Genomic DNA, 25,082 nt, shown 5'->3' with positions numbered 1-25,082 from the left:
GTACGACCGTGCTGGGCAAGATCATGGCGGTGCTCGAGGCGTTCGCCATCGACGACACGGCCTTGAGTCTCGCCGAACTCGCGCGACGGACCCGCATTCCGAAGGGCACCTTGCACCGCGTGCTCGCCGATATGGTGACGGTGCGGCTGCTGGACCGCACCGATGCCGGGTATCGGCTCGGCGGCTATCTGTTCGAGCTGGGTATGCGCGCGTCGGTCGAGCGGAGTCTGCTGGAGGTGGCCATTCCGTTCCTCGAGGAGCTGAACGCCCGCATGCACGAGACCACGCATCTGGGCGTTCTCGACGGCATGGAGGTCGTATATCTGACCAAGATCGGCGGGCGCAGGCAGGCCAGCGCTCCGTCGCGGATCGGGGGGCGCATGCCGGTGCACTGCACGGCCATCGGCAAGGTGCTGCTGGCCAACGCCGATCCGGCACTTCGCGAAAAAGTGCTGGCCGGACCGCTTCGTCGCTACACCCCGCGGACTATGGTCCTGCCGGGCACGCTGCGCCAGCAGCTCGATCGCATCGCGGCCGACGGCGTGGCCTTCGAATTCGAGGAATCGACTCCCGGCCTCGTGTGCGTGGCCGCCCCGGTTCGTGAGGGCGACCGAGTGGTGGCCGCGATCAGCGTGGCGGGCCCGTCCCACCGGTTCCATCCCGATGCCCACGCGGCCTCCGTCCGCGCGGCCGCCGAGGGCATCGGGCTAACCCTCACCCGGCGGGCTCGGTTGCTGCGCACGCCGCCCGCCTGAGCGGAGCGCACAACGCACCGAACAAGCCGACGATCGTCGCCGGACCAAGTGTGGAGACCATACCGTTGCGATGCGTCGCTGATGATTTACCCACCGCGCTCCCATGCTCTCGAAACCGGGCACAGGCAGGCGCGTAACTCGTCGAATAGAAGTTCGCTGACGGGTTCCCCGAAGGTATATCCATCTGTTACATTACCGATGCGGAGCCTATATAAACACGTGCTGCGCGTCGTCCGTACGACAAAGTCGTCGCAGGACATCCGACCCGACAATGACGTCGGAGGCCGACAATGCCGTCGGCCGCCCAACGGATCGCCACCCCGCCAGGTGCCAGCCCGCCTCGCACCACCCGGCGTTCAGGCGAGTCGCGCTGCGTGGTGCGGAAAAGACCGCGACAATCGTGGGCGACTCGCCGCCCGATCGGACATTGAGCCGGAGGAAACCATCGACATGCCGATCAACTTCTTGAGTGGGCTCGATTTGATCGCCGCGCTCGACGCGCGCAATGTCGAAGCCCACCTCGCCGATGCCGTCGAGGGCTGTACGGCATGCGCGACAACCTCCCGGCCGGGGCCCGGCTGCCCCGCCGGGCTCGCCGCCCAGATCCGCGTCGCCGACTCCGCACCGTCGACGCTGACGGCGATCGAGCTGGTCGACAGGCTACTCGCGCTGCGCCGGTCACCGGCGCCCGAAGGCTCCGGCATGTAGCACGGCCGCACGACGAACCATCTGCCGACGGGACGGTGCGGTTGCCGTGGGCATCTACCGCGGCGACATCTCGCGGGAACGCCGCGCGGTCTCCGCCGTGGCTGGCCCCACGAGACGTCGCCAGCGCGTCTCTTCGGTGGTCATCGGCATGATTCGAACGGCCGCTACCGGAAGAGATGCGGCGTAGCGCTCGGATGTCCGGGATCCGGTCGACACCTCGCGACCGACGAACGGCAGCCGCGACGGGACGCCGGGCGCCGGGATGGGGTCAACTCGGCGTCGTGGTCTCCGCGCGGGGGAATCGGTGGCCCATGACATCCGCCCACCATGCGCTCAAAGCGCTGGACTCGGGCCAGATGATCCGCTCTCGGTCGTCGTCGATGCTGGGCACGTTCGCGTCCTCGATCACGATGCAATCCTTTGCGCCGTCAATCCCTCGGAAGAGGCACCTCCCGCTCCGGTCATCGAGCGGTGGGCCCTGATTGCGTACCGGCACGACCGCGCTGTCGGGCCGATACGTGCACCGGGTACCACGGGCGACCGTAAACAAACCGTTCTTCCGGTACTCGCATGGGATTCCCGTCACACGGTTCACCGCCGGCAAGGGTGCTACGCCTTCTCCGGAGATCGGACCTGAGCGGGCTCGTCGCGGACCCACGCGTCGGTCTGGGTGAGCCAGAACAGATAGGTCAGCGCGGGGAGCACCGTGACGGCGGCGACCGCGACCACGGCGAGCAATCCGACCAGAGTCGCTCGGGCACCCGCGGCATCCGCGATGAGCATCTCGTCGACCAGGATCCACGGCGTCTGCGCGACCGCCCACCCGATGACGATCGCGGCGACCGCGACCGTCGCGGGCACGCGGGCCCACGCGAATCGGCGACGGTAGACCAGCACCAGGGTGAGCACACCGGCGGCGGCGGAGAGCGCGATCAGCGGCAAGGCGCGCCCGAGCAGTCCGGATCCCAGGGTCGGTGCGTCATGCCGGATCGGGGCGATCGCGGCGATCGCGACCGCCCCGGTCACGCCACCGACGATCAGGGTGCGGGAGCGCAGGTAACCGGCGAGGGTGTCGTCGCCCGAACGCGCGGCGTCGGCGGTGAGGAAGACCCCGGCGAGGAACGCGGACGTTCCGACGGCCAGCGTCCCGCCCAGGATCGAGGTCGGATTCAGCCACGACCGCACCCGGTCGCCGTACCCCTCGGCGGGCACCCGCCCGGAGGCGATCGCGCCGACGGCGGTGCCGAAGAAGAACGGCGTGATGAGCGACGCGCCGGCGAACAGGGCGCCGAAGAGGCGAGCCTGGCGCAGAGTCGCGGAGTACTTACGGAACGCGAAGTTCGCCCCGCGCAGCACGATACCGAGCAGGGCCAGACTCATCGGGATGAACAAAGTGGTCATGATCGCGGCGAACGCCGTCGGGTAAGCGGTCCACAAGAACACCAGGATGTAGATCAACCACACGTGATTGGCTTCCCAGACCGGTCCGATGCTGTGGTCGATGAGCACGCGCAGGCGGCTGCCGCGCCGGGGCCCGCCCGCGGTCAGGTCCCAGAATCCGGAGCCGAAGTCCGCGCCGGCGAACAGCGCGTACAGCACCACCCCGGTGAACATCGCCGTCGCGACCACGTCGGAAAGATCCATCGGTCACCCCGTTCCAACGCTGCGGGCACGCTGCGCTTGGTCGACCGGCGACGCTCCCGGCCCGTAAGGGGCGGTGATGGTCGTGGCGCCGGTGCGCCAGCGCCGGGCCATGGAACGCAGGACGACGATCGCACCCACCGTCATCCCGACGTACACCAGCAGCACGCTGACGTAACTCCACCAGAGGCCGGTGCTCGTACTGGCAGCGTCGGTGGTGCGCAGCACCTGCCACACCGTCCACGGCTGACGGCCTACTTCCGTGGCGATCCAGCCGCACTCCAGCGCGAGAATCGCCAAGGGCCCCGCGGCTACCGCAGCGACCAGGAACCAGCGTTCGGCCAGCAGGTCGCGCCGCCGCCAGCGCAGCAGCCAGAACACGGTCACCATGAGCGCGAGCAGGGTGCCGATGGCGACCATGCTCTGAAAGGCGAGGTGGGTGAGGTTGACCGGCGGACGATCCTCGGGAGGTATGGCATCCAGACCCGGGACCGGGGCGGTCAGGGAATTGCGGGCGATGATCGAACCCAAGCGCGGAATCTCGAGCGCACCCCTGACCTCACCGTCGACGAGGACGCCGCCCAATCGCAGCGGGGCGGGCCCTTCCGCGGCGGGGGCGAGTTCGAACGCGGCCAGCTTCGACGGTTGCGTGTCGTGCACGCGCATTCCGAGGACATGTCCGATGAGGGGCTGCGCGAGCGCGGCGACGGTAGCGAAGACGAACGGGACCGTGAACCCCAGCCGATGGTGTGCGTCGCGACGTCCCCGCAGCAGACCGGCCGCGTAGACCCCGGACACCAGGAATCCGACGACCATGAACGCCCCGACCCACATATGCGCGAACTGCAGGTAGACGCCGTCGTTGAACATCGCTCGCCACGGATTCACCTCGGTCACCTCGCCGTCGACGAGGCGGAAGCCGGTCGGGTTGTTCATCCACGCGTTGACGCTGACCACGCAGAAGGTGCCGATCACCCCCGCGACGCCCATCGGCACGAGCATGGCGAGGTGCAGGCGCGGGGCCATGCGACCCCAGCCATAGAGATAGATGCCAAGGAAGATCGCTTCGATGAAGAACGAAAGCCCTTCGAAGGCGAACGGCAAACCCAGCACGTCGCCGTAGCGGCCCATCAGCCCCGGCCACAGCAAGCCCATTTCGAAGCTCAGCACCGTCCCGGAGACCGCGCCGATCGCGAACAGGATCGCCGAAACCGTCGCCCACCGCTTCGCCAATCCCAGGGCCGTCCGGTCGTCGCGGACGATGCCACGGCGATGCACCACATAGATCATGGCGGGGAAAGCGACCCCGAAACAGGCGAGCACGATGTGCCACCCCAGCGAGAACGCCATCTGCTGGCGCGCGGGCAGCAGGCCGGGCGGCCCCTCAGCCGACGCCTGGTAGAGCGCGGCGAGCGTGCTCGACACCATGCCAGCCCCTTTCCGCATTCTCGGCAGCCGCATGTCTCACACGCATCCGGCCCTTTCGCGGATATCCCCCTTTTGCACCCCGCCAACCAGGCGAAGTAGTACAGATCCAAGTGCTCGTCGTAGCGGAGCCGCGCGTGGAGAGCGCGTGAGTGGCCGGCTCGCCGCGAACCTGGTGTGATCGGGGCAGGGAGGATTGCCGATGCCGAATTCTTGGCGTGATCGACGCCGATGGTTGTCCGGGGTGATGTGCGGTCTGGTGGCCACGATGACGGTGGTCGGGTGCGACACCGACGACCGTCCGCCGGTCGGGTCGCCGGGCGACGTCACCACGTCGTCGGTCGCGCCGTTGCCGCCGCAGCCGTGGACGCCGGCCGACCTCACCTATCATCCGTGCAGCGTGCTCGGCCCGGACGATATCGCCCGCTACGTACTCGAACCCGACGCCAAGGCGGCCACGCCGCCGCAGCAGCTGCCCCGCTGCTCCTGGTCTTCCATCCAGACCGGGGTGTCCGGCGGCTTCACCATCGGATTCGCGCCCCAGACCACCGGCCTCGGCGATCTCGGGCAGCGCCGGGTGCGGGATCCGCTCGCGCGGGAGATCACGGTCGCGGGACACCGCGCCGTGCTCGAGCCGAGCACCCGTCCGGACGGCCGCAACGGCAGCTGCGATGTTCACGTGTCCGTACCATCAGGAGGATCGTTCTACCTGGGAATCGCCGTATCCGGGATAGCTACGGGCGTCGACTGGGACGTATGCGCCAAAACCATCGACGTCGCCACCACTATCGCCGCACGCCTGCGCTGACCGGGGGTTGCGGCGCCTGCTGCTCGGCTTGGCGTCGAACGGGTCGGTCGGTGCGCTGGAGACACCGGCCGCTCCGTGTCCGTGCCTCCCTCTTCCGGCCTCGGTCACCGGGCCGTGGCCGCCCATACGCCGATGTCGGTGTCGAGATGGCGTCCTGCACCTCGTTTGCTCAGCACAGCGATCTGTTCCCGTTGCGGGGAAGCGCGATCACCTCACCAGGTCAGATCACCAGGTCAGAACCGGTTTGACGACCATGCCCGCACGCTGGTCCGCGAGCGCGGCGTTGATGTCGGTATGCGGGTACGTCGTGACGAGCCGGTCGATGGGGAACCGCCCGGCGGCGTGCAGGTCCAGCAGGTGCGGGATGAAGGTCGCGGGCACCGCGTCGCCTTCGAGGCAACCGCGGATCGCTTTGCCGCCCAGCACGATGTCCCGCAGGTCGATGTCGGGGACCCCGGTACCCAGCCCGACCGCCACCACCGTGCCGCCGATCGCCGCTCCGGCAGCCGCGGTGGCGAGCACCCGCGCCGACCCGGTGGTGTCGAGGGCATGACTCGCCCCGCCGTCGGTCAGCTTTCGGATCGCGGGCACGACATCGTCGGCTGCCGGATCCAGGGCGGCGGTGGCTCCCAGTTCCAGCGCGAGCGCCCGCCGCACCGGTGACGGTTCCACCACCACCAGTTCGTCGACCTCGCACACCAGCGCGGCCAGCACGCCCGCCATTCCGACCGCGCCCGCGCCGTAGACGACGACGCGAGCATCCCGGTCCGGACGCAGCACATTGAGCACCGCTCCGGCGCCGGTGAGGAACCCGCAGCCCAGCGGGGCGAGGACGGCCGGATCGACTTCGGTGTCGATGACCACGGTGTTGTCGGCGGTGGCCAAGGCGTACGCGGCGAAGCTGGACTGGCCGAAGAACCCATCCCGCACCGGGGTTCCCGCGACGGTGACCCGAGCGGATCGGTCCGCCCGGGCGCCGAACTGATTGAGTTTCGCCGCTCGCACGCAATACGCAGGCCGTCCGGCTCGGCAGTTGCGGCACGTGCCGCAGTGCCGGAAGGTCAGCACAACCCGGTCGCCGGGGCGCACACCGGTCACCGCCGCGCCGACGGCCTCCACCACTCCGGCGCCTTCGTGCCCGAGCAGCACCGGATGGTCGGTCGCACCCGCCGCCCTGGTGACCAGGTCGGTGTGGCAGATGCCGGTGGCCTGGATGCGGACGCGGATCTCGTCGTCGCGGGGGTCGTCGATCTCGACGGTTTCGACGGTGAACGGCGCGGCCGGGTCACGCGAAAGCACCGCGGTGGTGGTGACCATCGCTCAGGCCCGCTCGAGCAGGAAGTAGAAGTACTCGCCATCGGCCAGCACCAGTTCGGGCCGGCCGTTCATGATGCCCATCAGCGTGTTCTCGTCGAGCCATTTGAAGTGGTCGAAGACCGGGCGGCGGTCGTAGACCATGGTGGCGGTCACCTCACCGCGGAATTCGATGTTCCACAGCGTGGCTTCCCCACCGCCACCGAGCTCGACGTTGGAGAACAGCGATCCGTCCTCCGCGCGGCAGATCAACGGCTTCGCGTCCAGCAGACTGTGAAAGGTCTTGCCGTACCAGCGGCTCGCCGACAACGCTTTGCGCAGCGGATGGCCGGTCGGGAATGCCGCCCCCTTCCATTCGCCCAGGATGTCCTCGGCGCGCGCCACCGGCAGGTCGGTCCACAAGGCATCCAACTCGGCCGCCGTCACCCCGCTCTCCCGCGCGGCGAGATCCCGCCAGCCAGTCCCCACAGAGCCCATAGCCATCCTCGTTCCCGGTGCAATTCCAGAACCATTTGGTTCGGCAACTGTATATCCGAACCAAACGGTTCGGCAAGATAGGATGCGGCCATGCGCGCAGCAGGTCAGGCCACCCGCGAACGAATCCTCGTCGCGGCCAAAGCGGAGTTCGCCCAGTACGGCATCGCCGGAGCGCGCGTCAATCGCATCGCCGACGCCGCCAAGGCGAGCAAGGACCGGCTCTACGCGTACTTCGCGGGTAAAGACGAGCTGTACGCGGCGGTCACCGAGGAATGGGTCACCCAGACGACCGACGAAACCGCCCTCGACGCCGCGGACCTGCCCGGTTATGTGGGCCGGCTCTTCGACCACTACGTCGCGCACCCCGACAACGCCCGGCTACAGGCCTGGGCAGAGATCGAGCAGACCCACATACCCGCCGCCGAAGAGGCCATCCGCCGGATCATCGCGGGAAAGCTGGCCGAGATTCGGCGGGGGCAAGACCAGGGGCTGGTTACCGGGGATTTCCAGCCCATCACCCTGATCGTCATGCTGACCGATCTCGCACGCACGGCAGCCATGCACGCCACCCGCACCGACCACCACAACGTCGCCGAACGACGGGCCGCCACCGTGCTGGCCGCTCGTCGGCTGGTCAGCCCGCAGGCGCGCCCGGCCGGCGACCATCGTTAGCGCGCAGTGCTTGCCGAGCCGACCCAGCAGGTGATGGGCTGAGGGCAGCGTCACATCACCCATGCCTCGATACCGCTCGCGGTGTCTCCCGGCAAGAGAGGCGGTGCAGCAGGTAAGCGCCGGTGGATGACCGGCCGGATTCGCGCCGAGAAGACGAGGGAGAAACGCATGACCGAGTTCGAACGCGCACCGCGGCTCACGGCGTTTCCACGCATCGACGACTACGGGTTCATCTCCGATTGCGAGGTCACCGCACTGATCTCCCCCAGCGGGGCCATCGAGTGGATGTGCCTGCCGCGGATGGACTCGCCGAGTGTCTTCGCGGCCATCCTCGATCGGTCCGCCGGCTCGTTCCGGTTCGCTCCCGCCGATTTCATGGTGCCCACCGATCGCCGCTACATCCCGGGCACGATGGTCATGGAGACGAGCTGGCGCAGCGGCGACGGATGGGCGACGGTGCGCGACGTGCTGCTGGTCGGGCCGTGGCGGCACCAGACACCGGGCCGCAGCGCCCATCGGCGCACGCCAACGGACTACGACGCCGAGCACATCCTGCTGCGGACGGTGCACTGCGAGACCGGCCAGATCCAATTCGGGCTCGATTGCCAACCGGCGTTCGGCTACGGCAGGTATCGCGCCCGGTGGAACTACCTCGGCAGTTACTACCTCGCGCAGGCCGACGCCGACGGGACCGACCTCCAGCTGACGTTGAGCACGGACATGCGCCTGGGCTTGGAAGGCACCCACGCGGTCGCCCGCACCTTGCTGAAGACCGGTGACACGCGCTTCTGCGCGCTGGCCTGGGGAAGTCGCGACGCTCCCGGCGACGTCGAGGAGGCCGAGGAGCGGCTGCTGCGAACGATCCACCACTGGCGGCACTGGCTGGCCGGTGGGCGATTCCCGGACCACCCGTGGACCGCGGAACTCACTCGCAGCGCGCTGACGCTCAAAGGATTGACCTTCGCCCCCACCGGCGCCGTCGCCGCGGCCGCCACCACGTCCCTGCCGGAAACCCCTGGCGGAGAGCGGAATTGGGATTATCGCTATTCCTGGATCCGCGACTCGGCATTCGCCTTGTGGGGCCTGTACACCCTGGGCTTCACCTGGGAGGCGAACGACTTCTTCTCCTACATCCTCGATCTGACCGAAGAAGCCCGGGACATGCAGATCGTCTACGGCATCGGCGGCGAAACCGACCTCACCGAGCAGACCCTCCCGCACCTGCGCGGCTACGACAACGCGAGCCCGGTGCGCATCGGTAACGAGGCATACCGGCAACGCCAGCACGACGTGTGGGGCGCGGCGCTGGACGCGGTGTACCTCTACGGCCGACATCAAGATCAAATCGATGCGCGGGCCTGGCCGCTGCTCGGCCGTGCGGTCAAGAGCGCCCTCACCTACTGGCGCGAACCCGACCACGGTATCTGGGAGGTTCGCGGCGAGCCTCGGCACTTCACCTCGAGCAAGGTCATGTGCTGGGTCGCCGCCGATCGCGGCGCCCGGCTGGCTCGCATCCACCAGGACCTGGAACGCGCCCAGCGCTGGCAGAAGGCCGCCGACGAGATCCACGCCGACATCTGCGCCCATGCCGTCGACTCCCGGGGGGTGTTCACCCAGTACTACGGCAGCACGTCGCTGGACGCTTCGACCCTGCTCATCCCCCTGGTTCGTTTCCTGCCACCCGACGACGAGCGAGTACGCAACACCGTGCTCGCGATCGCCGACGAACTGACCGAAGACGGCCTCGTCCTGCGATACCGCGTCGATGAGACCGACGACGGATGCGCCGGGGAAGAAGGCGCTTTCACGATCTGCTCGTTCTGGCTGGTGTCCGCGCTGTCGGAGATCGGCGAGAAGACGCGCGCGAAGCAACTGTGCGAGAAACTTCTCGGCTACGCCAGCCCCCTGGGTCTCTACGCCGAGGAGATCGACCCGCGAACCGGCCGGCATTGGGGCAACTACCCCCAGGCGTTCACCCACCTGGCCCTCATCAACGCGGTGATGCACGTCATCCAGGACGAACAAGCGATCCTGCGGCAGGCTCTCGGTGGTGAGTCCATCGCTCCGCGGCTGGATGACGCACCGCTCACCCGCGGATATATCCACCGCTGACCCGAGCGGCGAAATTCGTTGCCACCCAGCGATGGGGGTTCCTCGTCCGGTGCCGGGTCACTTAGTATCACGTCCGACTGTTAACAGGACTAAGGAATTCATTGAGAGGCTCGACGATGGCGATGCTCGGCATCGCCGCGACCGCGGCTTTCGGCATCACCGCCGCACCCGCGACCGCAGATCAGGTGGCAGACAAATCTCGCGTCGTCGAGACCGAGGACGGTTGGGAGTTGCGGATCAGCAAGACCGCGGAAGATCTGCAACGCGTACCCAATCTCGCCGCGACGCCGTTCACTCGGGAGGGGTTCGTCACCTTGTCGGCGGCGGCCGACATCAGTGGCGACGGACGGGAGGCGGTGAACTCCGGAACGCTGCAGCTGGGCTACCAGATCGGCTGCCAGGCCGATGTCTCCAACGGCCTCACCGTGGGCTTGTCCGGGGCAATCGGCCCGAACGCCATGGTGACCGTCGCCCCCTCGCCCGGCCTGGCGGTCGGCGGCAGCGCGCTCGCTCTGCCCAGCATGTCCACGACCATCAAGCCCGGTACCATCACCAGCATCACGATGGGCACCAAACCGCTTGCGGGGCCGCACGGTTCGATCTCCGTCGATCAGATTCAGATCAAGATCGATGCGTGCGCGGGCGCGGTGAGCCTGCGGTCGTTCGCGATCGTGTCGATCTCCACGGCTACGGCCGACAATTCCGTCGCCGTCTACGGTGACCCGATATGGCTGTGATCGATATGGGGCGCCGGCGGCTGTGGATGGCACCGCTCGGCGTGTCGGTTTCGCTGATCATCGCCGCGGCCGCCGCCTCCGCCGAACCGATCGTTCCGGCTGGTCCGGGAGCTGCCTGCGGCGAAAGCCAGGGCTCGGCGACAGCTCCTGGATGCGGCAACGACAAGCCCGTCCCCGAGACTCGGGGCGGGCCCGCGGCGCCACCGCCTGCTCTGCCGTTGCAGGTGCTGGCGCCTCCGCCGAAAGCGTCGGCGCCCAACACCAATACGCCCGCAGGCGCGCTGGTGCCGCCCGCGCCGGGGCCGGGCGGCGGCAGGCCGATCGTGCCGGTCGGGTAGCGCGGAAAGCGCACCTGGAATCTCGCTGAATTTATGTCTCATCGCAGCGGATCATCGCAGTTCAGGCACGGTCGCACCGGCTGAAAGCCGGCGGCTGTCAACGAGTCGGGGCGCCTTTCGAGGTTAATAATCTCGGGTGTCCGAAGGCTGGTCGATCCGTCGGTCGAGCGCGTTCACCGAGCGCAGTCCATCCAGCTTCGCCCGTTGATCGCGCCACCGAACAGGAATCCCCCGATGAGTCTCGAATTCCTCTGGTACATCCCGAATCAGGTTACGGCGGGACATCGCGGCGACACCATCGCGGCCGATCACAACAGCCTGGACACCTTGAGCGCCCAGGCGAAGGCACTCGAGGCGCACGGATGGCAGGGCGCGCTGATCGGCACCGGATGGGGCCGCCCCGACACCCTCACCGTCGCGACGGCAGTGGCCGCCAGGACCACGACCTTCGAGCCGCTCATCGCGATCCGGCCGGGGTACTGGCGGCCGGCGAATTTCGCATCCGCCGCGGCGACGCTCGACCATCTCTCGGGCGGCCGGGTGCGGGTGAACATCGTGTCCGGGAAGGACGACCTGGGCGCGATCGAGCGCCAAGGCGATCAGCTGCTGCCGCTGCTGCGAGGCTGAGATGGGCAGCGCAAGCCGCTGCCCCTCCCGAATCCCGCTGTGGCGTCAGAGTTTCAGGCCGGTCCCGTGCTCGTCGATGAGGGCGAGTTCGTCGTCGGTGAACGCCGGGAAGTGCAACGCCGCGATATTGTGGTCGAGCTGCGCGGTGGAGCTCGCGCCGATCAGCGCCGAGGTGACTTCGGGTCGCCGCAGCACCCACTGCAACGCCAACTGCGCGAGGGACTGCCCGCGGGCCTCGGCGATCTTGTTCAGCGCGGTGGTTCGCTGCCGGTAGGTCTCGTCGATGACATCCGGCGACAGGAATGCACTGTTCTGCGCCCGCGCACCGTCCGGGATGGTCTCCAGGTACTTGTCGGTCAGTAAGCCTTGCGCCAGGGGCGAGTAGACGATCACGCCGAAGCCGTCCTGGCCGGCGGTGTCCAGCAGGCCGTCACGTTCCGGACGGCGGTCGTAGATCGAATAGCGGGCCTGGTGGATGAGCAGCGGGACGCCCGCCTGCCGCAGCAGTTCGGCGGCCTCGTGGGTGCGGTCGGGCGCGTAGTTGGACAGGCCGATGTAGAGCGCCTTGCCCTGCTGTACCGCGCTGACCAACGCGCCGACGGATTCCTCCAACGGTGTGCTCGGGTCCGGGCTGTGATGGTAGAAGATGTCGACGTAGTCGGTGCCGAGATCGCGCAGGCTGTGGTCGAGTGAGGTGAGGATCGACTTGCGGGAACCGCCCCGGAGGTACGGGCTCGGGCCGATCGGGTTGCCCGCCTTGGTCGAGAGAATCAGCTCGTCACGATAGGGCGCGAGGTCCTTGGCGAGCACCGCGCCGAAGTTCTTCTGGGCGGCACGATGCGGCGGGCCGTAGCGGTCGGCGTTGTCGAAGTGGGTGATGCCGAGGTCGAAGGCGTGCAGGATGATCTCGCGCTGCGTCGCGAACGGGTAGTCGGTGCCGAACTTCTGCCACAAGCCGAACGAGAAGGCGGGCAGGTCGAGGCCGGAGTTGCCGGTACGGCGGTACGGGACCTTCTCGTATCGGTCCGCCGCGGCCGCGTAGGTCGAATCGAAGGGGCCATGACTCATCGGTGGGTGTCTCTTCCTTTCGGTTGCGCGCTCCCGGAGAGTGGACCATTTCCGTCCATTCCGGCGCGACCGGTCGGCTCACCCTGATCGGAACCCGCAGTCTTCCTGGCCGCTACGACGACCAGAACCCCGGCGACAGCGCCGACGAAGTATGGGGAGGGCACCAGAAGAACGCCGCCCAGCACACACCATGCCGTGAGCCCCCAGCCGACGCCCGCGGGTACGGCCACCCCGCGCCCCGCGAGGTGCCAGATCAGCGCGCCGAGCAGGATCAGCGGCACGGCGAAGCTGCCCGGACCGGCCCAGAACGTGAGCTCGTTCTGCAGGGACTGCGTCGTCTGCGTGGTGTCGCCGGGCGTGAGCGGGACGGCTGCCCATATTCCGCGATCGAACCAGCCGGTGACGTCGTCCCAGGAGAAGAGCGTCACGAGCGCCAGGTGCCCCGTTCCCAGCACGAGCATGATCGCAGCGGCCCAGCGGAGCAATCGCTTTCCGTTGTTCATGGTGACCTTCCGTTTCCTACTCCGGCATTGTTCCGGCCGGTCCCACCCTGCGGTGGGCGGCGTGGACGATGGCGACGACTTCCGCAGCTCACGTTGCGGCCCAGCGTTTATACGGTGCCGTACACTTGATCTGTACGGTAACGTATAGAACCGGCACGATCAATGGAGGTGACCCGATTCCCGCAGTGCCCCGCACCACCCGAGCCCGCTGGATCGAGGCGGGTCTGGCCGCCCTCGCCCGCGGCGGTCCCGACGCCGTCCGCGTCGAGACGCTCGCCGCGGAGTTGGGCGTGACGAAGGGCGGGTTCTACGGGTACTTCGACGGCCGCCCCGCGTTACTCACCGAAATGCTCGACGAGTGGGAACGCCGCTGCTGGACCGAAGTCCTCGCGCAGGCCGAGGCGGAAGGCGGCGATGCCGCCGACCGGATCCGCCGCGCAGGCCGGCTGACCTTCGACGAGGACCTGCACCGGATCGATCTGGCGGTGCGGGCATGGGCTCGCCACGACGAGTCCGTCGCGACGCGCCTGCGGCGTATCGACAACGAGCGAATGGCGTTCTTGCGCAGGATGTTCGGGGCATTCATCACCGACCCCGACGAAATCGAGGCACGAGCCACCCTCACGTTCGCGCTCGCGATCGGCCGCCACTTCATCGTCGCCGACCACCCCGGGTACACCAAGCGTGAGGCCGTCCAGCTCGCCGGGGAATACCTTCTGCGTCCGCCGCAGTGAGTCACCGCGGGTATTTCCCATAGCTCGAGCTGATCTCAATCGTTGACTCCCGCTGGTCGTGGAACGCCGTGCCGCGTATGCCCGTTTCTTGCCACACGTGGCCTCCGCTTTTACGTTCCCCGGCGACCGTTGCGGCCGACCCCGCCACTGATCGGCCGAACCCCGCAATTCTCGCCCGGGCCGTCGCGGAGCGCGGCAGAGCCGGTTCGCGCGTTGCACGGCGTGACATTCGCGCATGGAGAGAAACGGGAGACGATGGCATCCAACCCACTGCATCTCGGCGTCGCCCTCGACGGGGCGGGCTGGCATCCGGCGGCATGGCGGGAGCCGAATTCCCGGCCGACCGAGTTCTTCGGTCCGCGGTACTGGACCGATCTGGTCGCCACCGCCGAGCGCGCACTGCTCGATTTCGTCAGCATCGAGGACAGCCTGCGCATCCCCGGCGAGCGGCACGCGCCGTCCGACGATGTCGTCGACCGGGTGCGGGCCCGGATCGACGCGCATCTGATCGCCGCCCGGGTCGCGCCGGTCACCCGGCATATCGGGCTCATCCCGACCGTGACGACGACGCATACCGAACCCTTCCACGTCTCCAAGTCGATCGCCACGCTCGATTACACCTCGCGAGGCCGGGCGGGCTGGCAAGCGCGGGTGTCCGCCACCGCGGAGGAAGCCGCCCATTTCGGCCGCCGCGCGGTGCGCGACCTCACCCCGGCAGAGATCGCGGAAGCGGTCGCGTCGGGCGCCTTTCCCCGCCGTGTGCACGATCTGTTCGACGAAGCCGCCGACGCGGTGGAGGTCGTGCGGCGACTGTGGGACAGCTGGGAGGACGACGCGGAGATCCGCGACGTGGCCACCCGCCGGTTCATCGATCGCGACAAACTGCACTACATCGACTTCGAGGGCCGCTTCTTCAGCGTTCGCGGACCGTCGATCACGCCGCGACCACCCCAAGGGCAGCCGGTGGTGGCGGCTCTCGCGCACAGTCCGCTGGTCTACGAATTCGCGGCACGCGCCGCGGACCTGGTGTTCGTCACACCCACCCGCGAGGCGGGTCCCGGGCCCGTCCTGGAACAGGTCGCGGCCGCCGCCGCTCGCGTGGAACGCATCGGCGACCCGCTGCGGGTCTATGCCGACATCACCGTCTTCCTGGATACCGACGAGGAGGCGGGTGCACAGCGCCTCGCGCGGCTCAACGGCGTCGCGGGTACCGAGTTCGACACCGACGCAGCGATTTTCGCCGGTAGCGCCGACGAACTGGCCGACCTGCTCGCCGACTGGAGCGAACAGGGTGTCGACGGGTTCCGGCTGCGGCCCGGTGTCGCGGTCGATGACCTGGCAGCGGTCGCCGACCGGCTCATCCCCGCGCTGCAGAGCCGCGGCGTCTTCCGCACCGGCTATCCGGACGGCCCGCTGCGCGCGCTGCTCGGTCTGCCCACCGACGTCCCCAACCGTTACGCGACCGCCTGAGCGAGGCCACCATGAGCACCCCCCGTAAGCAAGTCATCCTGGGCGCCTATCTCGGCGGCGTCAATCATCACACCGCCTGGTGGCATCCCGCCGCGGGCAGTCAAATCGATTTCAGCAGTTTCGAACACACTGCGCGCACCGCCGAACGCGGCAAGTTCGACTTCTTCTTCCTCGCCGAAGGACTCATCCTGCGTGAGCGCGCGGGCAAGATCTTCGATCAGGACATCATCGGCCGTCCCGACACCTTCACCGTGCTGGCCTCGATCGCCGCGGTCACCGAGCATCTCGGGCTCGCGGGCACGATCAACGCCACCTTCAACGAGCCCTACGAGCTGGCCCGCCAGCTCGCCAGCCTGGATCACCTGTCCGACGGCCGCGCCGCCTGGAACGTCGTGACCTCCTTCGACGCCTTCACCGGACAGAACTTCCGGCGCGGCGGATTCCTCGATCCCGCCGACCGCTACGTCCGCGCCGAGGAGACCCTCGAGGCCGTTCGAGCCCTGTGGGATTCGTGGGACGCCGCCGACATCGTCGCCGACAAGGACGCCGGGCGGTTCCTCGCCCGTCCGGACGCCGGGGCGTTCGCCTTCCACGGCAGCCAGTTCGACATCTCCGGCCGTTTCACCGTGCCGCGCAGCCCGCAGGGCAGACCGGTGATCCTGCAGGCCGGGGTGTCACCGCAGGGACGGGCCTTCGCCGCCGCCAACGCCGATGCGATCTTCTCCCCGTACGGCAAGCTACCGGAGGCGGCGGATTTCTACCGCGACATCAAATCGCGCGCGGTCGCGGCGGGACGTGCGGCCGACGACATCAAGATCCTTCCGTCGGCGAGTTTCGTGCTAGGCGACACCGAGGCCGAGGCGATCGAGAAGCACCATGCCATCCGCGACGAGCAGGTCACCGGGCAGACCGCGCTGATCCTGCTCGAGCAGATCTGGAACCGCGACCTGTCCGGCTACGATCCCGAAGGGCCGGTGCCCGATATCGACCCCGATCCCGATGCGGCGCCGATCATTCAGGGGCGCGCCTTCGTCCACCAGGACCGCTTCGCCACCGTGGAACGTCTGCGGCAGGTCGCCGAGGCGAAGAAGCTCAACCTCCGCGAGGTGGTGATCGACCAATTCGAGCGCGGTCCCCTGGTCGGGACCCCGGCCCAGGTCGCCGAGCAGATCGACGCGTTCGTCCAGAACGACGGATCCGACGGTTTCATCCTCGGATCACACCTGGTGCCGTGGGGCCTGGACGAATTCGTCGACAAGGTGGTTCCGCTGTTGCAGGATCGCGGCGCGCTGCGCACCGAATACACCGGCACCACTCTGCGCGACAATCTCGGTCTCCCGGACGTGCGATCGGCCACAACTGCCCCGGCTCGCAGCTGAGTTCCGCCGCGGTCGTGGCTCGCCCGCCCGCACCGGATGGCTCTCGCGCTGCCACGGTCGCGGTGCGGGCGCTCCGATGCGGGCGGTCACCAGCGGCCGCTCGGATCGATAGCGGACAGCTGGTGCCCTGCCCGAGGTCACGCAAGATCCCGAGCGCCTCCTCCAAGGTGCGGACGTAGGACACCTCGAGCGGCAACCGGACCGCGGACCACCCCGGTCCGGCGACCAGCACGCGTTCCGCGACCCGCCACACGGCACGGATCGTCTCCGCCGGGGCGGTCGCGGGCACTTGGGACCAGAGCATGAGCACGCAGGACCGGTCATGGCGGGCCATGGCGTCGGTCAACGCCGCGTCCGGCACCGCCGCGCCCAGCAGCAACGCGACGATGCCGCACTCGGCCAGCGCGGCGCGCAGCACTTCCAGAGCCAGCACGTGGTCCTCCCCCGCGGTACACGCCAAGAGGATCGGTGGCTGGAATCCCGGACGCCGGACCGGCGGGAACATCCGATGCAGTCCCGCGATCACCGACCAGGACAGCAGGTGCTCCACTTCGACCAGGCCGCGCCCATCGGTTTGCCCGGTCACGAGAGTCGCGAACGCCGGACGGCATAGCTCGTTCCACGTCGCGACGACCCCGTCGCGCGCCAGGCGAGCCATGATGATGGTCAGCGCGACATCGGGTTCCAGTCGTTCGACCGCTCCAAGCAGGGCGCTGCGGTCCGCTGCCGAGTCCGGCGCTTCGGCGAGGGCTTGCCGTGCGGCTCCCTCGGGCGCGGCACCGGCCCTGACGAGTTCGATCATGCGCCGCACAGTCGCGATATCCGCTTCGGAATAGCGGCGGTGCACGCCTGGCCGGTCTCGCGGCGGTCCGATCGCGTAGCGCTGATTCCAGCTGCGCAGGGTGGCGACCGCGATGCCGAGTCGCCTCACCACCGCGCCGACCGTATATCGAGCGGCTTGGTCGTCAGCCATCGCCGAATCGCATCCGCCCCGGATGGGCACGGCGCGAGATGCCGGGCGTCGACCTCGGCCGGGCTTCGATGACATCGCAGGCCGAGCTGCTTCCCGGCGGCGTCCGGATCAGCACGTCGTCCGCTCCTTACAGAAATTCGACGGAATGCATCGCTTTTGCATCAATAAGGGCGTAGCGTGAAGCCCTATAAGCCCAAGCTTCCTACCGGAGGACGTCATGGACCGACTCACTCTCAGGCGATCACTCGGACTGACGGCCGGCGTCGGGGCGGCCTGGCTGGGTGTGCTGGTCGCCGCACCCACTGCCACCGCCGCCCCGGCGGAGTGCCCCGCGCCGGGTCCTTCGATGACGCAGGACACCGGCGCGGGAGGGTCGTGCTCGGCGAACAGTGGCGCAGGCGGAGCCGCGGCCGCCTACGGCTTCGATGGAGCAGCCAGTGCCGACGCCGAGCCGACCAGTCTCGCTCTCGCAATCGCGCAGAACGGCGGTCGAGCGACCGCCGATTCGGCCGATCTTTCCGGCCCTGCCGCGATCGCCATCGGCCCCGGGGCTACGGTCACGGCAACCGGCGCGCGCCCCGGGTTGTCGATCGGCATCGCGGGTCCCGGTGCAACGGTCGCGGTCACCGGTGTCACGCCGCCGACTTGCAGCGGCGGCTTCGGCTTCGCGGGCGACTTCCAAACGTGGCAGGGTTGCTTCTCGCATCGATAGTGCATCATTTATGCGAACCATTGCGGAGGCGCGGGTGGTTACACGAGACATACGAAGGGATCGGGAATGAGCATCGTGTTGCCCGAAGCCGTGGCCGACTCCGGCGGCGCGCCTCCGGTCCTCGGTACCGCGACCTCCTTCCCGCTGTGGCGAGATGCGGTGCGGCGGGCAGTGCTGGACGAGATCGGTGATTTCCTTCCGCGAGCTTGCCCCGTCGCGCTTCGCCACCTGGGCGCGCAAGACGTTCTGCGCCAATACGCCCTGGGCGGAAAGTGCTTGCGGTCGACGTTCATGTATCTCGGCTGGCTGTGCGGGGCACCGGACGATCCGGCAGCGCTGCGCGCGGCGGCCGGTCTGGAACTGCTGCACGCGTTCGCGCTGCTGCAGGACGACGTCATGGACCAATCCGCGACCCGGCGCGGGGCCCCGGCCGCCCATGTCCGGTTCGCCGCGGTGCACCGCGGCACCGGCGCGCCCGGCTCCTCCGTCCGATATGGCGAGTCCGCCGCGACGCTGCTCGCGGACATGTGCCTGGTGTGGGCCGAGCAGATGCTGCGCGAAAGCGGCATCGCCGAGCGCGCGCTCGCGCGGGTGTGGCCGGGCTACGACAGCATGCGGGTGGAACTCGCGACGGGCCAGTTCGCGGACTTGCTCAACGACGCGCGCACCGAGCCGCCCCTGGCCGCGGTGCTGGCCATCGCACAAGCCAAGTCGGGGAACTACACCGTGCGCTGCCCGTTGGAGATGGGCGCCGCGATGGCCGGATGCGACGCGACCGTCCTGGACGCCTTGGGCCGCTACGGTGCCGCCGTCGGTGAGGCGTTCCAGTTGCGCGACGACATTCTCGGGATCTTCGGGTCGCAAGCCGTGACCGGAAAACCCGTCGACACCGATCTCGGGACACGCACGGCGACCAGCGTGGTAGTCCTCGCCCGGGAGATGGCGACTTCGCCTGCGCGGGCCGAATTGTCGGAACTGCTGCACCGCCCTCGGCTCGGCGCCGCGGAGATCACCAGGGCCCGGACGCTGATCACCGAGTCCGGTGCACCCGCGCGGATCGAGGAGATGATCGCCGAGCGGGTCGGCCGGGCACGCGATGCACTCGCTCCCACGCTCTTCGCCGCGCCGATGCGCGCCGCCCTCGGGTACATGGCCGCCGCCTGCACCGAACGCGTCGCCTGGCAGGAGGATTTCATCGATGCGCAGAATCGAAGGCGCTACCGACCGGGTCGTGATCGTCGGGGCCGGCTTGGCGGGGTTGTCCGCCGCCTTGCACTTGATCGGCCGGTCCCGCGAGGTGATCGTCGTCGAACGCGATCCGGTACCGGGTGGACGCGCGGGACACGCTGATCTCGCGGGCTACCGACTCGACACCGGCCCCACGGTCCTGACCATGCCCGACCTCGTCGAAGACGTCTTCGCGGCAGCCGGAGCGCAGGCCACCGGCCACTTGCGGTTGACGCCGGTGGAACCGGCCTACCGGGCGCATTTCGCCGGAGGCCGGACGCTGGAGGTGCACACCGGCGCCGAGCGCATGGAAGAGGAGATCCGCCGCTTCGCAGGAGCCGACGCGGCCGACGGCTATCGCCGTCTGCGGAGTTGGCTGACGCGTCTGTACCGCGCGGAGATGGATCATTTCATCGCCGCGAATTTCGACTCACCGCTGTCGATGGTCACTCCCGAGCTGGCGCGGTTGATCGCCTTGGGCGGTTTCGGCCGATGGGATCGCGCGGTCGCACGTTACATCCGCGATCCGGATCTGCGGCGCGTCTTCACCTTTCAGTCGCTGTACGCGGGCGTCGCCCCCAGCCGGGCGCTGGCCGCCTACGCCGTCATCGCCTACATGGACACCGTCGGCGGCGTGTTCTTTCCGCAGGGTGGCATGCGGGCGCTTCCGGATGCGCTGGCTGCCGCCGCGACCGAAGCGGGGGTCCGATTCCGCTACGACACCGCGGTGACCGCCCTGGAGCGCACGGGCTCGCGGATCACCGGTGTGCGCACCGCGGACGGCGAGCGAATCCCCTGCGACGCCGTGGTGCTGACGACGGAACTGCACGAGGCGTACCGCCTGCTCGCGCGCACACCGCGGCGTCCGGTTCCGCTGACCTCCGCCCCGTCGGCGGTGATCGCCCATTTCGGGTGCGCGCCCGAGACCGGGTCGGCGCACCACAGTCTGCTGTTCGGGGCCGCCTGGGCGGAGTCGTTCGGGGATGTCATCGTCCGCGGGCAGGTGATGCGCGATCCTTCGCTGCTGGTCACCCGTCCCACGGCGACCGATCCGTCGTTGGCTCCGGCGGGACGGGACCTGTTGTATGTTCTCGCGCCGGCGCCGAACCTCGAACGGGGCCGGATCGATTGGGAGCGCGCGGGAGCGGGCTACGCCGAGCAGATGCTCGACATTGCCCAGGATCGCCTCGGTTCGCGGTTCGGCGATGTCGAGTTGCTGCGCGTGGACACCCCGGCCGACTGGGCGCGCCGCGGCATGCTCGCCGGAAGTCCGTTCGCGCTCGCACACACCTTCACCCAAACCGGCCCGTTCCGGCCCGCCAACATGATCCGCGGCATCGACAACGTCGTGTTGGCCGGTGGCTCGACCGTGCCGGGTGTGGGCATACCGCCGGTGCTGATCTCCGGCCGTCTGGCCGCGGACCGTGTCACCGGCCTCCGGCCTGCCCCGCGCCGCCGCGCCGTCCCCGTGCGAGCCGCGCTCACCACCAGCCGCATCGATCGATGACAGTGATCGGAATCGAGATGACCCGTACCGACCTCGACACCACCCGACCCGGCGACCCGGAATTGCAGCGGTCCTACCGGTACTGCCGGAAGCTCAACGCACGCCACGGAAAGACCTTCTTCCTGGCGACGCGACTGCTGGCACCCGACCAACGCCCCGCCGTACACGCGTTGTACGGGTTCGCGCGCCGAGCCGACGACATCCTCGATGATTTCGAACCGCATCGCGAGCCCGCCGACAGGGCCCGTCAATTGGACGCCCTCGCAGGACATCTCCGGAACCGCGACACCAGTGCCGACGGCGTTCTCCCCGCGGTTCTCGACACCGCCGAGCGCTATCGCATTCCCCAGGCTCTGTTCGATGCTTTCCTGGCCTCGATGCGGATGGATCTGACCGTCACCGACTATCCCGACCGCGCCGCACTGGACACCTATATCTATGGTTCGGCCGAGGTGATCGGATTGCAGTTGCTCCCCATCCTGGGGGCCACCTGCGCCGACGAGGCAGCGCCTTATGCCGCCGCTCTCGGCAAGGCCTTCCAACTCACCAATTTCCTGCGGGATGTCGGCGAAGACCTGTTGCGCGACCGGGTGTATCTCCCCGCCGACGAACTGGCCGCGTTCGGAGTCGACCGCGACCTGCTGCACTGGTGTCTGGCGCGGCAACGTACCGAGCCAAGGGTCCGCGAGGCCCTGGCCGCGCAGCATGCGCTCACCCGCGACATCTACCGCTTCGCGCGCGCCGGAATCGCCCTGCTGCACCGTCGTTCGCGCGCGTGCGTCACGACGGCGGCGACGCTCTACTCGGAAATCCTGAACCGTATCGAGAACAGCGATTTCGCGGTCTTCGACCATCGCGCCACCGTGCCGAACCGGAGGCGGGCCCGAGTCGGCGCAACCGGTTTGATCAATGCCTGGTGGGCACGACGCCGGGATCGGTGACCGTACCGGCGATGACCACGGTGACACGCGACCGGACGGGACTGTCGGGCCGACGGATTCGCTCGCCGGGCGCGGGAGGCCGTCATCAGTATCCTGATGTCGTGATTACGCTCAGGAAAGAAGACGGTGCCGCAGACCTCGCGGGGATCGCGAAATTGAGTGTGGGAGTCAGCTGGGACCCGTCCTCCGGCACGAGCGGCGGCGCACTCGGCTGGGCACGCCGCAAACGCGGTGTGGACCTCGATCTGATCGCCGTCCTCATGCAGGGCAGCGAGCCGGTGCGCTTCGCGGGACTCGATTCGCTCGACCCGTTGGGCAACGGCTCGGTGGCGCACACCGGGGACGAGCAGACCGGCGCCGCCGCCGGGGACGACGAGACCATCCACGTCACCTTCGCCGACGTCCCCACCGCGATCGACGCCATCATCTTCGTCGCCGCCGCCTTCAAGAAGGGCAGTTCCTTCGAGAAGGCGAACAACATCTCCTTCAAGATCTACGACGCCACCGGCGGCAGCAGCCAGCAAGTCGCGGATATCTGGCCCTCGCTGCTCGGTACCGACAACGCCAACGCGGTGGCGCGCGCGTTCCGCAACGGCGACCAGTGGCAGCTGGAAGTGCTCAACCGCCAAGGCAAGATCAAGCAGGGTGACATGCAGGCGCTGTTGCGCTTCGCCATGCAATAGCAGCGGAGGGGCACGTTTTCGAATCGCGCTGATACGCGGATTCCGACAATCGGCGGACCGCCGCGGTTAGTCTGGGCCAATGCGATCTCGGTTCCGTCGGTACGTCCTGGTCGCGCTCGCCGGCGCGGCGTCCACGCTGCTGCTCACCACGCATTCCCCGGCCACTCCGCCGGTTCAGCCGGTCGCAGGCCTACCGGCGCTGGGCGGGGACTTCCTCTGGGGGGTCTCGACCTCCGGGTTCCAGTCCGAAGGCCATACGCCGGACAGCAATTGGACACGGTACGTCGGCGCGACTCCCGGCTACGACGGTCTGGGCGATTCGGTCGACTTCTACGGCCGATACGCGTCGGACATCCAACTCGCGGCGGACCTCGGGGCGCGGGTGTTCCGGATCGGGATCGAATGGGCCCGAGTGCAACCCGCGCCGGGAGTCTGGGACGAGGGCGCGTTCCGTTTCTACGACGCGGTCATCGCGAGCGTCGAGCAGGCCGGGATGCGCCCCATGATCACCCTCGACCACTGGGTGTACCCCGGCTGGGCGGTCGATCGAGGGGGCTGGCGCAATCCGCGCATGGTCGACGACTGGCTGGCCAATATGCGCGCCGTGGTCGACCGGTACGCCTCGCGCAATCCCTTGTGGGTGACGGTGAACGAGCCCGTCGCCTACATCATGCACGAGGTCCGCCGGGGCGCCGCGGACGCCGGAGAGATGCTGGAGCGGGTCGCTCAGGTGCACAACGCCGCCTACGACTACATCCACCAGAGGCAGCCCGGCGCGCAGGTGACCAGCAATGTCGGCTACGTCGCCGGATCCGAGGCGCAGGTCAACGGCCCGTTGATCGACCGCATCGCCGATCGGCTCGACTACGTCGGCGTCGACTACTACTTCGCCTACGACCCGGCGCAGTCGCTGATCGAGTCCATCGTGCGGGCCAGTGGTTCGGCCATGCCCAACCTGCCCGGACCGCAGATCTGGGATCTGCCGTTGCGCACCGAGGGCATCTACTATGCGCTGCAATACTATTCGCGCCGCTTGCCGGGCAAACCGCTGTACGTTGTCGAGAACGGGATGCCGACCGAGAACGGCCGTCCGCGCGCCGACGGCTACACCCGCAGCGATCATCTACGCGACACCGTCTATTGGATCCAGCGCGCCAAGGCCGACGGCATGAACATCATGGGCTACAACTATTGGAGCCTCACCGACAACTATGAATGGGGCAGCTACACACCACGTTTCGGCCTCTACACCGTGGACGTGCGCACCGACCCGACGCTGACCCGCCGCCCCACCGACGCCGTCGGCACCTACACGCAGCTCATCGCCGGGGGCGGAGTCCCCGACAACTACCGTCCCACCCGTGGCCCGGCCCTGTGCGTGTTCGTCGATCCGCCTGCCAGCTGCCTCAGCCCAGTAGCGGAAAGGTAGCCGCGCGAGTCAAGGCGTGCGCCATTTCTCGTCGGTCAACAGGCTGCTCGCCTGCGGTCCCATCAGGAGCATGCCGCCGTCGACGACGTAGGACGCGCCGGTGACATAGCCTGCCTCCGGCGTAGCCAGGAACGCCACCACGGCGGCGACCTCCTTGGCGTGACCGGTTCGTCCCAGCGGAACGCCGGGGCGGGACTGCTCACGGGGATCGACGTCTTCCTGGCCGGTCATCGGTGTCGAGATCTCGCCGGGCGCCACGGAATTCACGGTGATGTCGTGTTCGGCGAGTTCCAGCGCCAGCACCTTCGTCAGCGCGCCGAGACCCGCCTTGGCCGCGCAGTAGGGCGCGGCGCCGACGCGCGGAGCGTGCTCGTGCACGCTGGTGATGTTGATGATCCGGCCGCCGTTGCCCGCGGCGATCATGTGTTCGGCAGCGCGCTGGGCGCACAGGAACGCGCCGTCGAGATCGACCGACAGCACCTGCCGCCAAGTGTCGAAGTCCATCTCCATCACCTTCTGCGCCGACCCGGTCCCGGCGCAGTTCACCAGCACATCGACGCCGCCGAGTTCGTCGGCGAGTTCGTCGACGACCGACGCGGCGGACGGCAGGTTCGTCAGATCCAAGCGGCGCACGGCCGCGGTCCTCCCCTGCTCGCGTACCTGTGCGGCGGTCTCCTGCGCGCCGCGCTGGTCGCTGCGGAACGTCAGCCCGACGTCGGTTCCGCCCGCGGCGAGCGCGACGGCGATCGCCGCGCCGATCCCGGAGTCTCCCCCGGTCACCACGGCTCGTCGCGGAGCGCCTGCTCGTTCTTCCGGAAGTGGAGCTGTAGTACCCATGTTCC

The 25,082-nt window shown here is 68.6% G+C and carries 24 protein-coding genes and 2 pseudogenes; 17 read left to right on the top strand and 9 right to left on the bottom strand.

Features of this window, described 5'->3' with window-relative positions:
• Positions 1 to 23 precede the first annotated feature (23 nt).
• Both ABZ552_RS25775 and ABZ552_RS25770 read left to right on the top strand, forming a co-directional pair.
• Positions 24 to 755 (top strand): IclR family transcriptional regulator, encoded by a 732-nt coding sequence (locus ABZ552_RS25775; protein ID WP_281880961.1) that lies wholly within the window; start codon positions 24 to 26, stop codon positions 753 to 755.
• A 450-nt stretch (positions 756 to 1,205) separates the two neighbouring features.
• Positions 1,206 to 1,463 (top strand): hypothetical protein, encoded by a 258-nt coding sequence (locus tag ABZ552_RS25770; protein ID WP_357440268.1) that lies wholly within the window; start codon positions 1,206 to 1,208, stop codon positions 1,461 to 1,463.
• A 268-nt stretch (positions 1,464 to 1,731) separates the two neighbouring features.
• Here the strand turns inward: ABZ552_RS25770 and ABZ552_RS25765 are convergent, their stop codons facing one another.
• The 3 genes from ABZ552_RS25765 to ABZ552_RS25755 all read right to left on the bottom strand — a co-directional run bounded on the left by ABZ552_RS25765 (position 1,732) and on the right by ABZ552_RS25755 (position 4,532).
• A complete protein-coding gene (locus tag ABZ552_RS25765) occupies positions 1,732 to 1,872 on the bottom strand; it encodes a hypothetical protein (protein ID WP_281880101.1) in 141 nt (46 codons plus the stop codon).
• Between the two features lie 200 nt (positions 1,873 to 2,072).
• Positions 2,073 to 3,107 carry a cytochrome d ubiquinol oxidase subunit II gene (locus ABZ552_RS25760; RefSeq protein WP_281880100.1) on the bottom strand — a complete coding sequence of 345 codons (1,035 nt, stop codon included), beginning with the start codon at positions 3,105 to 3,107 and terminating at the stop codon, positions 2,073 to 2,075.
• A gap of 3 nt (positions 3,108 to 3,110) precedes the next feature.
• Positions 3,111 to 4,532 (bottom strand): cytochrome ubiquinol oxidase subunit I, encoded by a 1,422-nt coding sequence (locus tag ABZ552_RS25755; RefSeq protein WP_281880099.1) that lies wholly within the window; start codon positions 4,530 to 4,532, stop codon positions 3,111 to 3,113.
• 199 nt (positions 4,533 to 4,731) lie between these two features.
• On the opposite strand from ABZ552_RS25755, the gene ABZ552_RS25750 reads away from it, so the two are divergent.
• A complete protein-coding gene (locus ABZ552_RS25750; protein ID WP_281880098.1) occupies positions 4,732 to 5,337 on the top strand; it encodes a DUF3558 family protein in 606 nt (201 codons plus the stop codon).
• Between the two features lie 225 nt (positions 5,338 to 5,562).
• On the opposite strand, the gene ABZ552_RS25745 is transcribed toward ABZ552_RS25750, so the two are convergent.
• A complete protein-coding gene (locus tag ABZ552_RS25745) occupies positions 5,563 to 6,654 on the bottom strand; it encodes an NAD(P)-dependent alcohol dehydrogenase (protein WP_281880096.1) in 1,092 nt (363 codons plus the stop codon).
• Between the two features lie 3 nt (positions 6,655 to 6,657).
• Positions 6,658 to 7,128 (bottom strand): DUF4334 domain-containing protein, encoded by a 471-nt coding sequence (locus ABZ552_RS25740; RefSeq protein WP_281880095.1) that lies wholly within the window; start codon positions 7,126 to 7,128, stop codon positions 6,658 to 6,660.
• A gap of 90 nt (positions 7,129 to 7,218) precedes the next feature.
• Here ABZ552_RS25740 and ABZ552_RS25735 point away from each other — a divergent pair, with 90 nt between their 5' ends.
• The 5 genes and pseudogenes from ABZ552_RS25735 to ABZ552_RS25715 form a co-directional block, all read left to right on the top strand.
• Positions 7,219 to 7,800, top strand: coding sequence for a TetR family transcriptional regulator (locus ABZ552_RS25735; RefSeq protein WP_281880093.1), 582 nt, complete (start codon positions 7,219 to 7,221; stop codon positions 7,798 to 7,800).
• Between the two features lie 168 nt (positions 7,801 to 7,968).
• Positions 7,969 to 9,912, top strand: coding sequence for a glycoside hydrolase family 15 protein (locus tag ABZ552_RS25730; protein ID WP_281880091.1), 1,944 nt, complete (start codon positions 7,969 to 7,971; stop codon positions 9,910 to 9,912).
• A gap of 101 nt (positions 9,913 to 10,013) precedes the next feature.
• Positions 10,014 to 10,649 carry an MspA family porin gene (locus ABZ552_RS25725; protein WP_281880090.1) on the top strand — a complete coding sequence of 212 codons (636 nt, stop codon included), beginning with the start codon at positions 10,014 to 10,016 and terminating at the stop codon, positions 10,647 to 10,649.
• Positions 10,640 to 10,987 carry a hypothetical protein gene (locus ABZ552_RS25720; protein ID WP_281880089.1) on the top strand — a complete coding sequence of 116 codons (348 nt, stop codon included), beginning with the start codon at positions 10,640 to 10,642 and terminating at the stop codon, positions 10,985 to 10,987. The genes ABZ552_RS25725 and ABZ552_RS25720 overlap by 10 nt, the downstream gene beginning before the upstream one ends.
• Positions 10,988 to 11,221: 234 nt before the next feature.
• A pseudogene (locus ABZ552_RS25715) lies at positions 11,222 to 11,569 on the top strand (LLM class flavin-dependent oxidoreductase); the annotation flags it as partial.
• 90 nt (positions 11,570 to 11,659) lie between these two features.
• On the opposite strand, the gene ABZ552_RS25710 reads toward ABZ552_RS25715, so the two are convergent.
• Positions 11,660 to 12,682 (bottom strand): aldo/keto reductase, encoded by a 1,023-nt coding sequence (locus tag ABZ552_RS25710; protein WP_357440260.1) that lies wholly within the window; start codon positions 12,680 to 12,682, stop codon positions 11,660 to 11,662.
• A complete protein-coding gene (locus tag ABZ552_RS25705) occupies positions 12,679 to 13,185 on the bottom strand; it encodes a DUF6463 family protein (protein ID WP_357440257.1) in 507 nt (168 codons plus the stop codon). Before ABZ552_RS25705 ends, ABZ552_RS25710 begins: the two co-directional genes overlap by 4 nt.
• Before the next feature lie 176 nt (positions 13,186 to 13,361).
• On the opposite strand from ABZ552_RS25705, the gene ABZ552_RS25700 reads away from it, so the two are divergent.
• The 3 genes from ABZ552_RS25700 to ABZ552_RS25690 all read left to right on the top strand — a co-directional run bounded on the left by ABZ552_RS25700 (position 13,362) and on the right by ABZ552_RS25690 (position 16,768).
• The gene (locus tag ABZ552_RS25700) at positions 13,362 to 13,919 is read left to right on the top strand and encodes a TetR/AcrR family transcriptional regulator (RefSeq protein WP_357440298.1); all 558 of its coding nucleotides are present in this window, start codon (positions 13,362 to 13,364) and stop codon (positions 13,917 to 13,919) included.
• 255 nt (positions 13,920 to 14,174) lie between these two features.
• Positions 14,175 to 15,389: an LLM class flavin-dependent oxidoreductase gene (locus tag ABZ552_RS25695; RefSeq protein ID WP_357440254.1), complete on the top strand. Its 1,215-nt coding sequence runs from the start codon at positions 14,175 to 14,177 to the stop codon at positions 15,387 to 15,389.
• Between the two features lie 11 nt (positions 15,390 to 15,400).
• Positions 15,401 to 16,768, top strand: coding sequence for an NtaA/DmoA family FMN-dependent monooxygenase (locus ABZ552_RS25690; protein WP_357440251.1), 1,368 nt, complete (start codon positions 15,401 to 15,403; stop codon positions 16,766 to 16,768).
• Between the two features lie 772 nt (positions 16,769 to 17,540).
• On the opposite strand, the pseudogene ABZ552_RS25685 reads toward ABZ552_RS25690, so the two are convergent.
• Positions 17,541 to 17,741, bottom strand: a pseudogene (locus ABZ552_RS25685) (MerR family transcriptional regulator); the annotation flags it as partial.
• Positions 17,742 to 17,958: 217 nt separating this feature from the next.
• Here ABZ552_RS25685 and ABZ552_RS25680 point away from each other — a divergent pair.
• The 6 genes from ABZ552_RS25680 to ABZ552_RS25655 all read left to right on the top strand — a co-directional run bounded on the left by ABZ552_RS25680 (position 17,959) and on the right by ABZ552_RS25655 (position 24,240).
• A complete protein-coding gene (locus ABZ552_RS25680) occupies positions 17,959 to 18,453 on the top strand; it encodes a DUF6764 family protein (RefSeq protein WP_357440248.1) in 495 nt (164 codons plus the stop codon).
• Between the two features lie 66 nt (positions 18,454 to 18,519).
• Positions 18,520 to 19,803, top strand: a complete 1,284-nt coding sequence (locus ABZ552_RS25675; RefSeq protein WP_357440245.1) for a polyprenyl synthetase family protein — start codon at positions 18,520 to 18,522, stop codon at positions 19,801 to 19,803.
• Positions 19,685 to 21,187 carry a phytoene desaturase family protein gene (gene crtI / locus ABZ552_RS25670; protein WP_357440295.1) on the top strand — a complete coding sequence of 501 codons (1,503 nt, stop codon included), beginning with the start codon at positions 19,685 to 19,687 and terminating at the stop codon, positions 21,185 to 21,187. Before ABZ552_RS25675 ends, crtI begins: the two co-directional genes overlap by 119 nt.
• A 17-nt stretch (positions 21,188 to 21,204) precedes the next feature.
• Positions 21,205 to 22,128, top strand: coding sequence for a phytoene/squalene synthase family protein (locus ABZ552_RS25665; RefSeq protein WP_357440292.1), 924 nt, complete (start codon positions 21,205 to 21,207; stop codon positions 22,126 to 22,128).
• Between the two features lie 101 nt (positions 22,129 to 22,229).
• Positions 22,230 to 22,811 (top strand): TerD family protein, encoded by a 582-nt coding sequence (locus ABZ552_RS25660; RefSeq protein WP_281880079.1) that lies wholly within the window; start codon positions 22,230 to 22,232, stop codon positions 22,809 to 22,811.
• A gap of 79 nt (positions 22,812 to 22,890) precedes the next feature.
• Positions 22,891 to 24,240, top strand: a complete 1,350-nt coding sequence (locus ABZ552_RS25655; RefSeq protein WP_357440242.1) for a family 1 glycosylhydrolase — start codon at positions 22,891 to 22,893, stop codon at positions 24,238 to 24,240.
• Positions 24,241 to 24,249: 9 nt separating this feature from the next.
• Here ABZ552_RS25655 and ABZ552_RS25650 read toward each other — a convergent pair whose 3' ends face one another.
• On the bottom strand, positions 24,250 to 25,077 hold the full coding sequence (locus tag ABZ552_RS25650) for an SDR family oxidoreductase (RefSeq protein ID WP_281880077.1): 828 nt from the start codon (positions 25,075 to 25,077) through the stop codon (positions 24,250 to 24,252).
• Positions 25,078 to 25,082 lie beyond the last annotated feature (5 nt).

The organism is Nocardia sp. NPDC019219 (assembly GCF_040632645.1).
GTDB lineage: Bacteria > Actinomycetota > Actinomycetes > Mycobacteriales > Mycobacteriaceae > Nocardia > Nocardia sputorum.
The sequence above is the reverse complement of the archived record's forward strand: the minus strand, read 5'-3'. Positions and strand labels throughout refer to the sequence as shown.

Bases quoted from the DNA above. Each gene is read 5' to 3' on its own strand.
- ABZ552_RS25745 (WP_281880096.1), bottom strand. From the start codon at position 6,654: ATGGTCACCACCACCGCGGTGCTTTCGCGTGACCCGGCCGCGCCGTTC.
- ABZ552_RS25680 (WP_357440248.1), top strand. From the start codon at position 17,959: ATGGACCGACTCACTCTCAGGCGATCACTCGGACTGACGGCCGGCGTC.
- ABZ552_RS25705 (WP_357440257.1), bottom strand. From the start codon at position 13,185: ATGAACAACGGAAAGCGATTGCTCCGCTGGGCCGCTGCGATCATGCTC.
- ABZ552_RS25755 (WP_281880099.1), bottom strand. From the start codon at position 4,532: ATGGTGTCGAGCACGCTCGCCGCGCTCTACCAGGCGTCGGCTGAGGGG.
- ABZ552_RS25650 (WP_281880077.1), bottom strand. From the start codon at position 25,077: ATGGGTACTACAGCTCCACTTCCGGAAGAACGAGCAGGCGCTCCGCGA.
- ABZ552_RS25665 (WP_357440292.1), top strand. From the start codon at position 21,205: ATGACCCGTACCGACCTCGACACCACCCGACCCGGCGACCCGGAATTG.
- ABZ552_RS25675 (WP_357440245.1), top strand. From the start codon at position 18,520: ATGAGCATCGTGTTGCCCGAAGCCGTGGCCGACTCCGGCGGCGCGCCT.
- ABZ552_RS25730 (WP_281880091.1), top strand. From the start codon at position 7,969: ATGACCGAGTTCGAACGCGCACCGCGGCTCACGGCGTTTCCACGCATC.
- ABZ552_RS25655 (WP_357440242.1), top strand. From the start codon at position 22,891: ATGCGATCTCGGTTCCGTCGGTACGTCCTGGTCGCGCTCGCCGGCGCG.
- ABZ552_RS25695 (WP_357440254.1), top strand. From the start codon at position 14,175: ATGGCATCCAACCCACTGCATCTCGGCGTCGCCCTCGACGGGGCGGGC.
- ABZ552_RS25720 (WP_281880089.1), top strand. From the start codon at position 10,640: ATGGCTGTGATCGATATGGGGCGCCGGCGGCTGTGGATGGCACCGCTC.
- ABZ552_RS25740 (WP_281880095.1), bottom strand. From the start codon at position 7,128: ATGGGCTCTGTGGGGACTGGCTGGCGGGATCTCGCCGCGCGGGAGAGC.
- ABZ552_RS25750 (WP_281880098.1), top strand. From the start codon at position 4,732: ATGCCGAATTCTTGGCGTGATCGACGCCGATGGTTGTCCGGGGTGATG.
- ABZ552_RS25735 (WP_281880093.1), top strand. From the start codon at position 7,219: ATGCGCGCAGCAGGTCAGGCCACCCGCGAACGAATCCTCGTCGCGGCC.
- ABZ552_RS25775 (WP_281880961.1), top strand. From the start codon at position 24: ATGGCGGTGCTCGAGGCGTTCGCCATCGACGACACGGCCTTGAGTCTC.
- ABZ552_RS25710 (WP_357440260.1), bottom strand. From the start codon at position 12,682: ATGAGTCATGGCCCCTTCGATTCGACCTACGCGGCCGCGGCGGACCGA.
- ABZ552_RS25690 (WP_357440251.1), top strand. From the start codon at position 15,401: ATGAGCACCCCCCGTAAGCAAGTCATCCTGGGCGCCTATCTCGGCGGC.
- ABZ552_RS25770 (WP_357440268.1), top strand. From the start codon at position 1,206: ATGCCGATCAACTTCTTGAGTGGGCTCGATTTGATCGCCGCGCTCGAC.
- ABZ552_RS25760 (WP_281880100.1), bottom strand. From the start codon at position 3,107: ATGGATCTTTCCGACGTGGTCGCGACGGCGATGTTCACCGGGGTGGTG.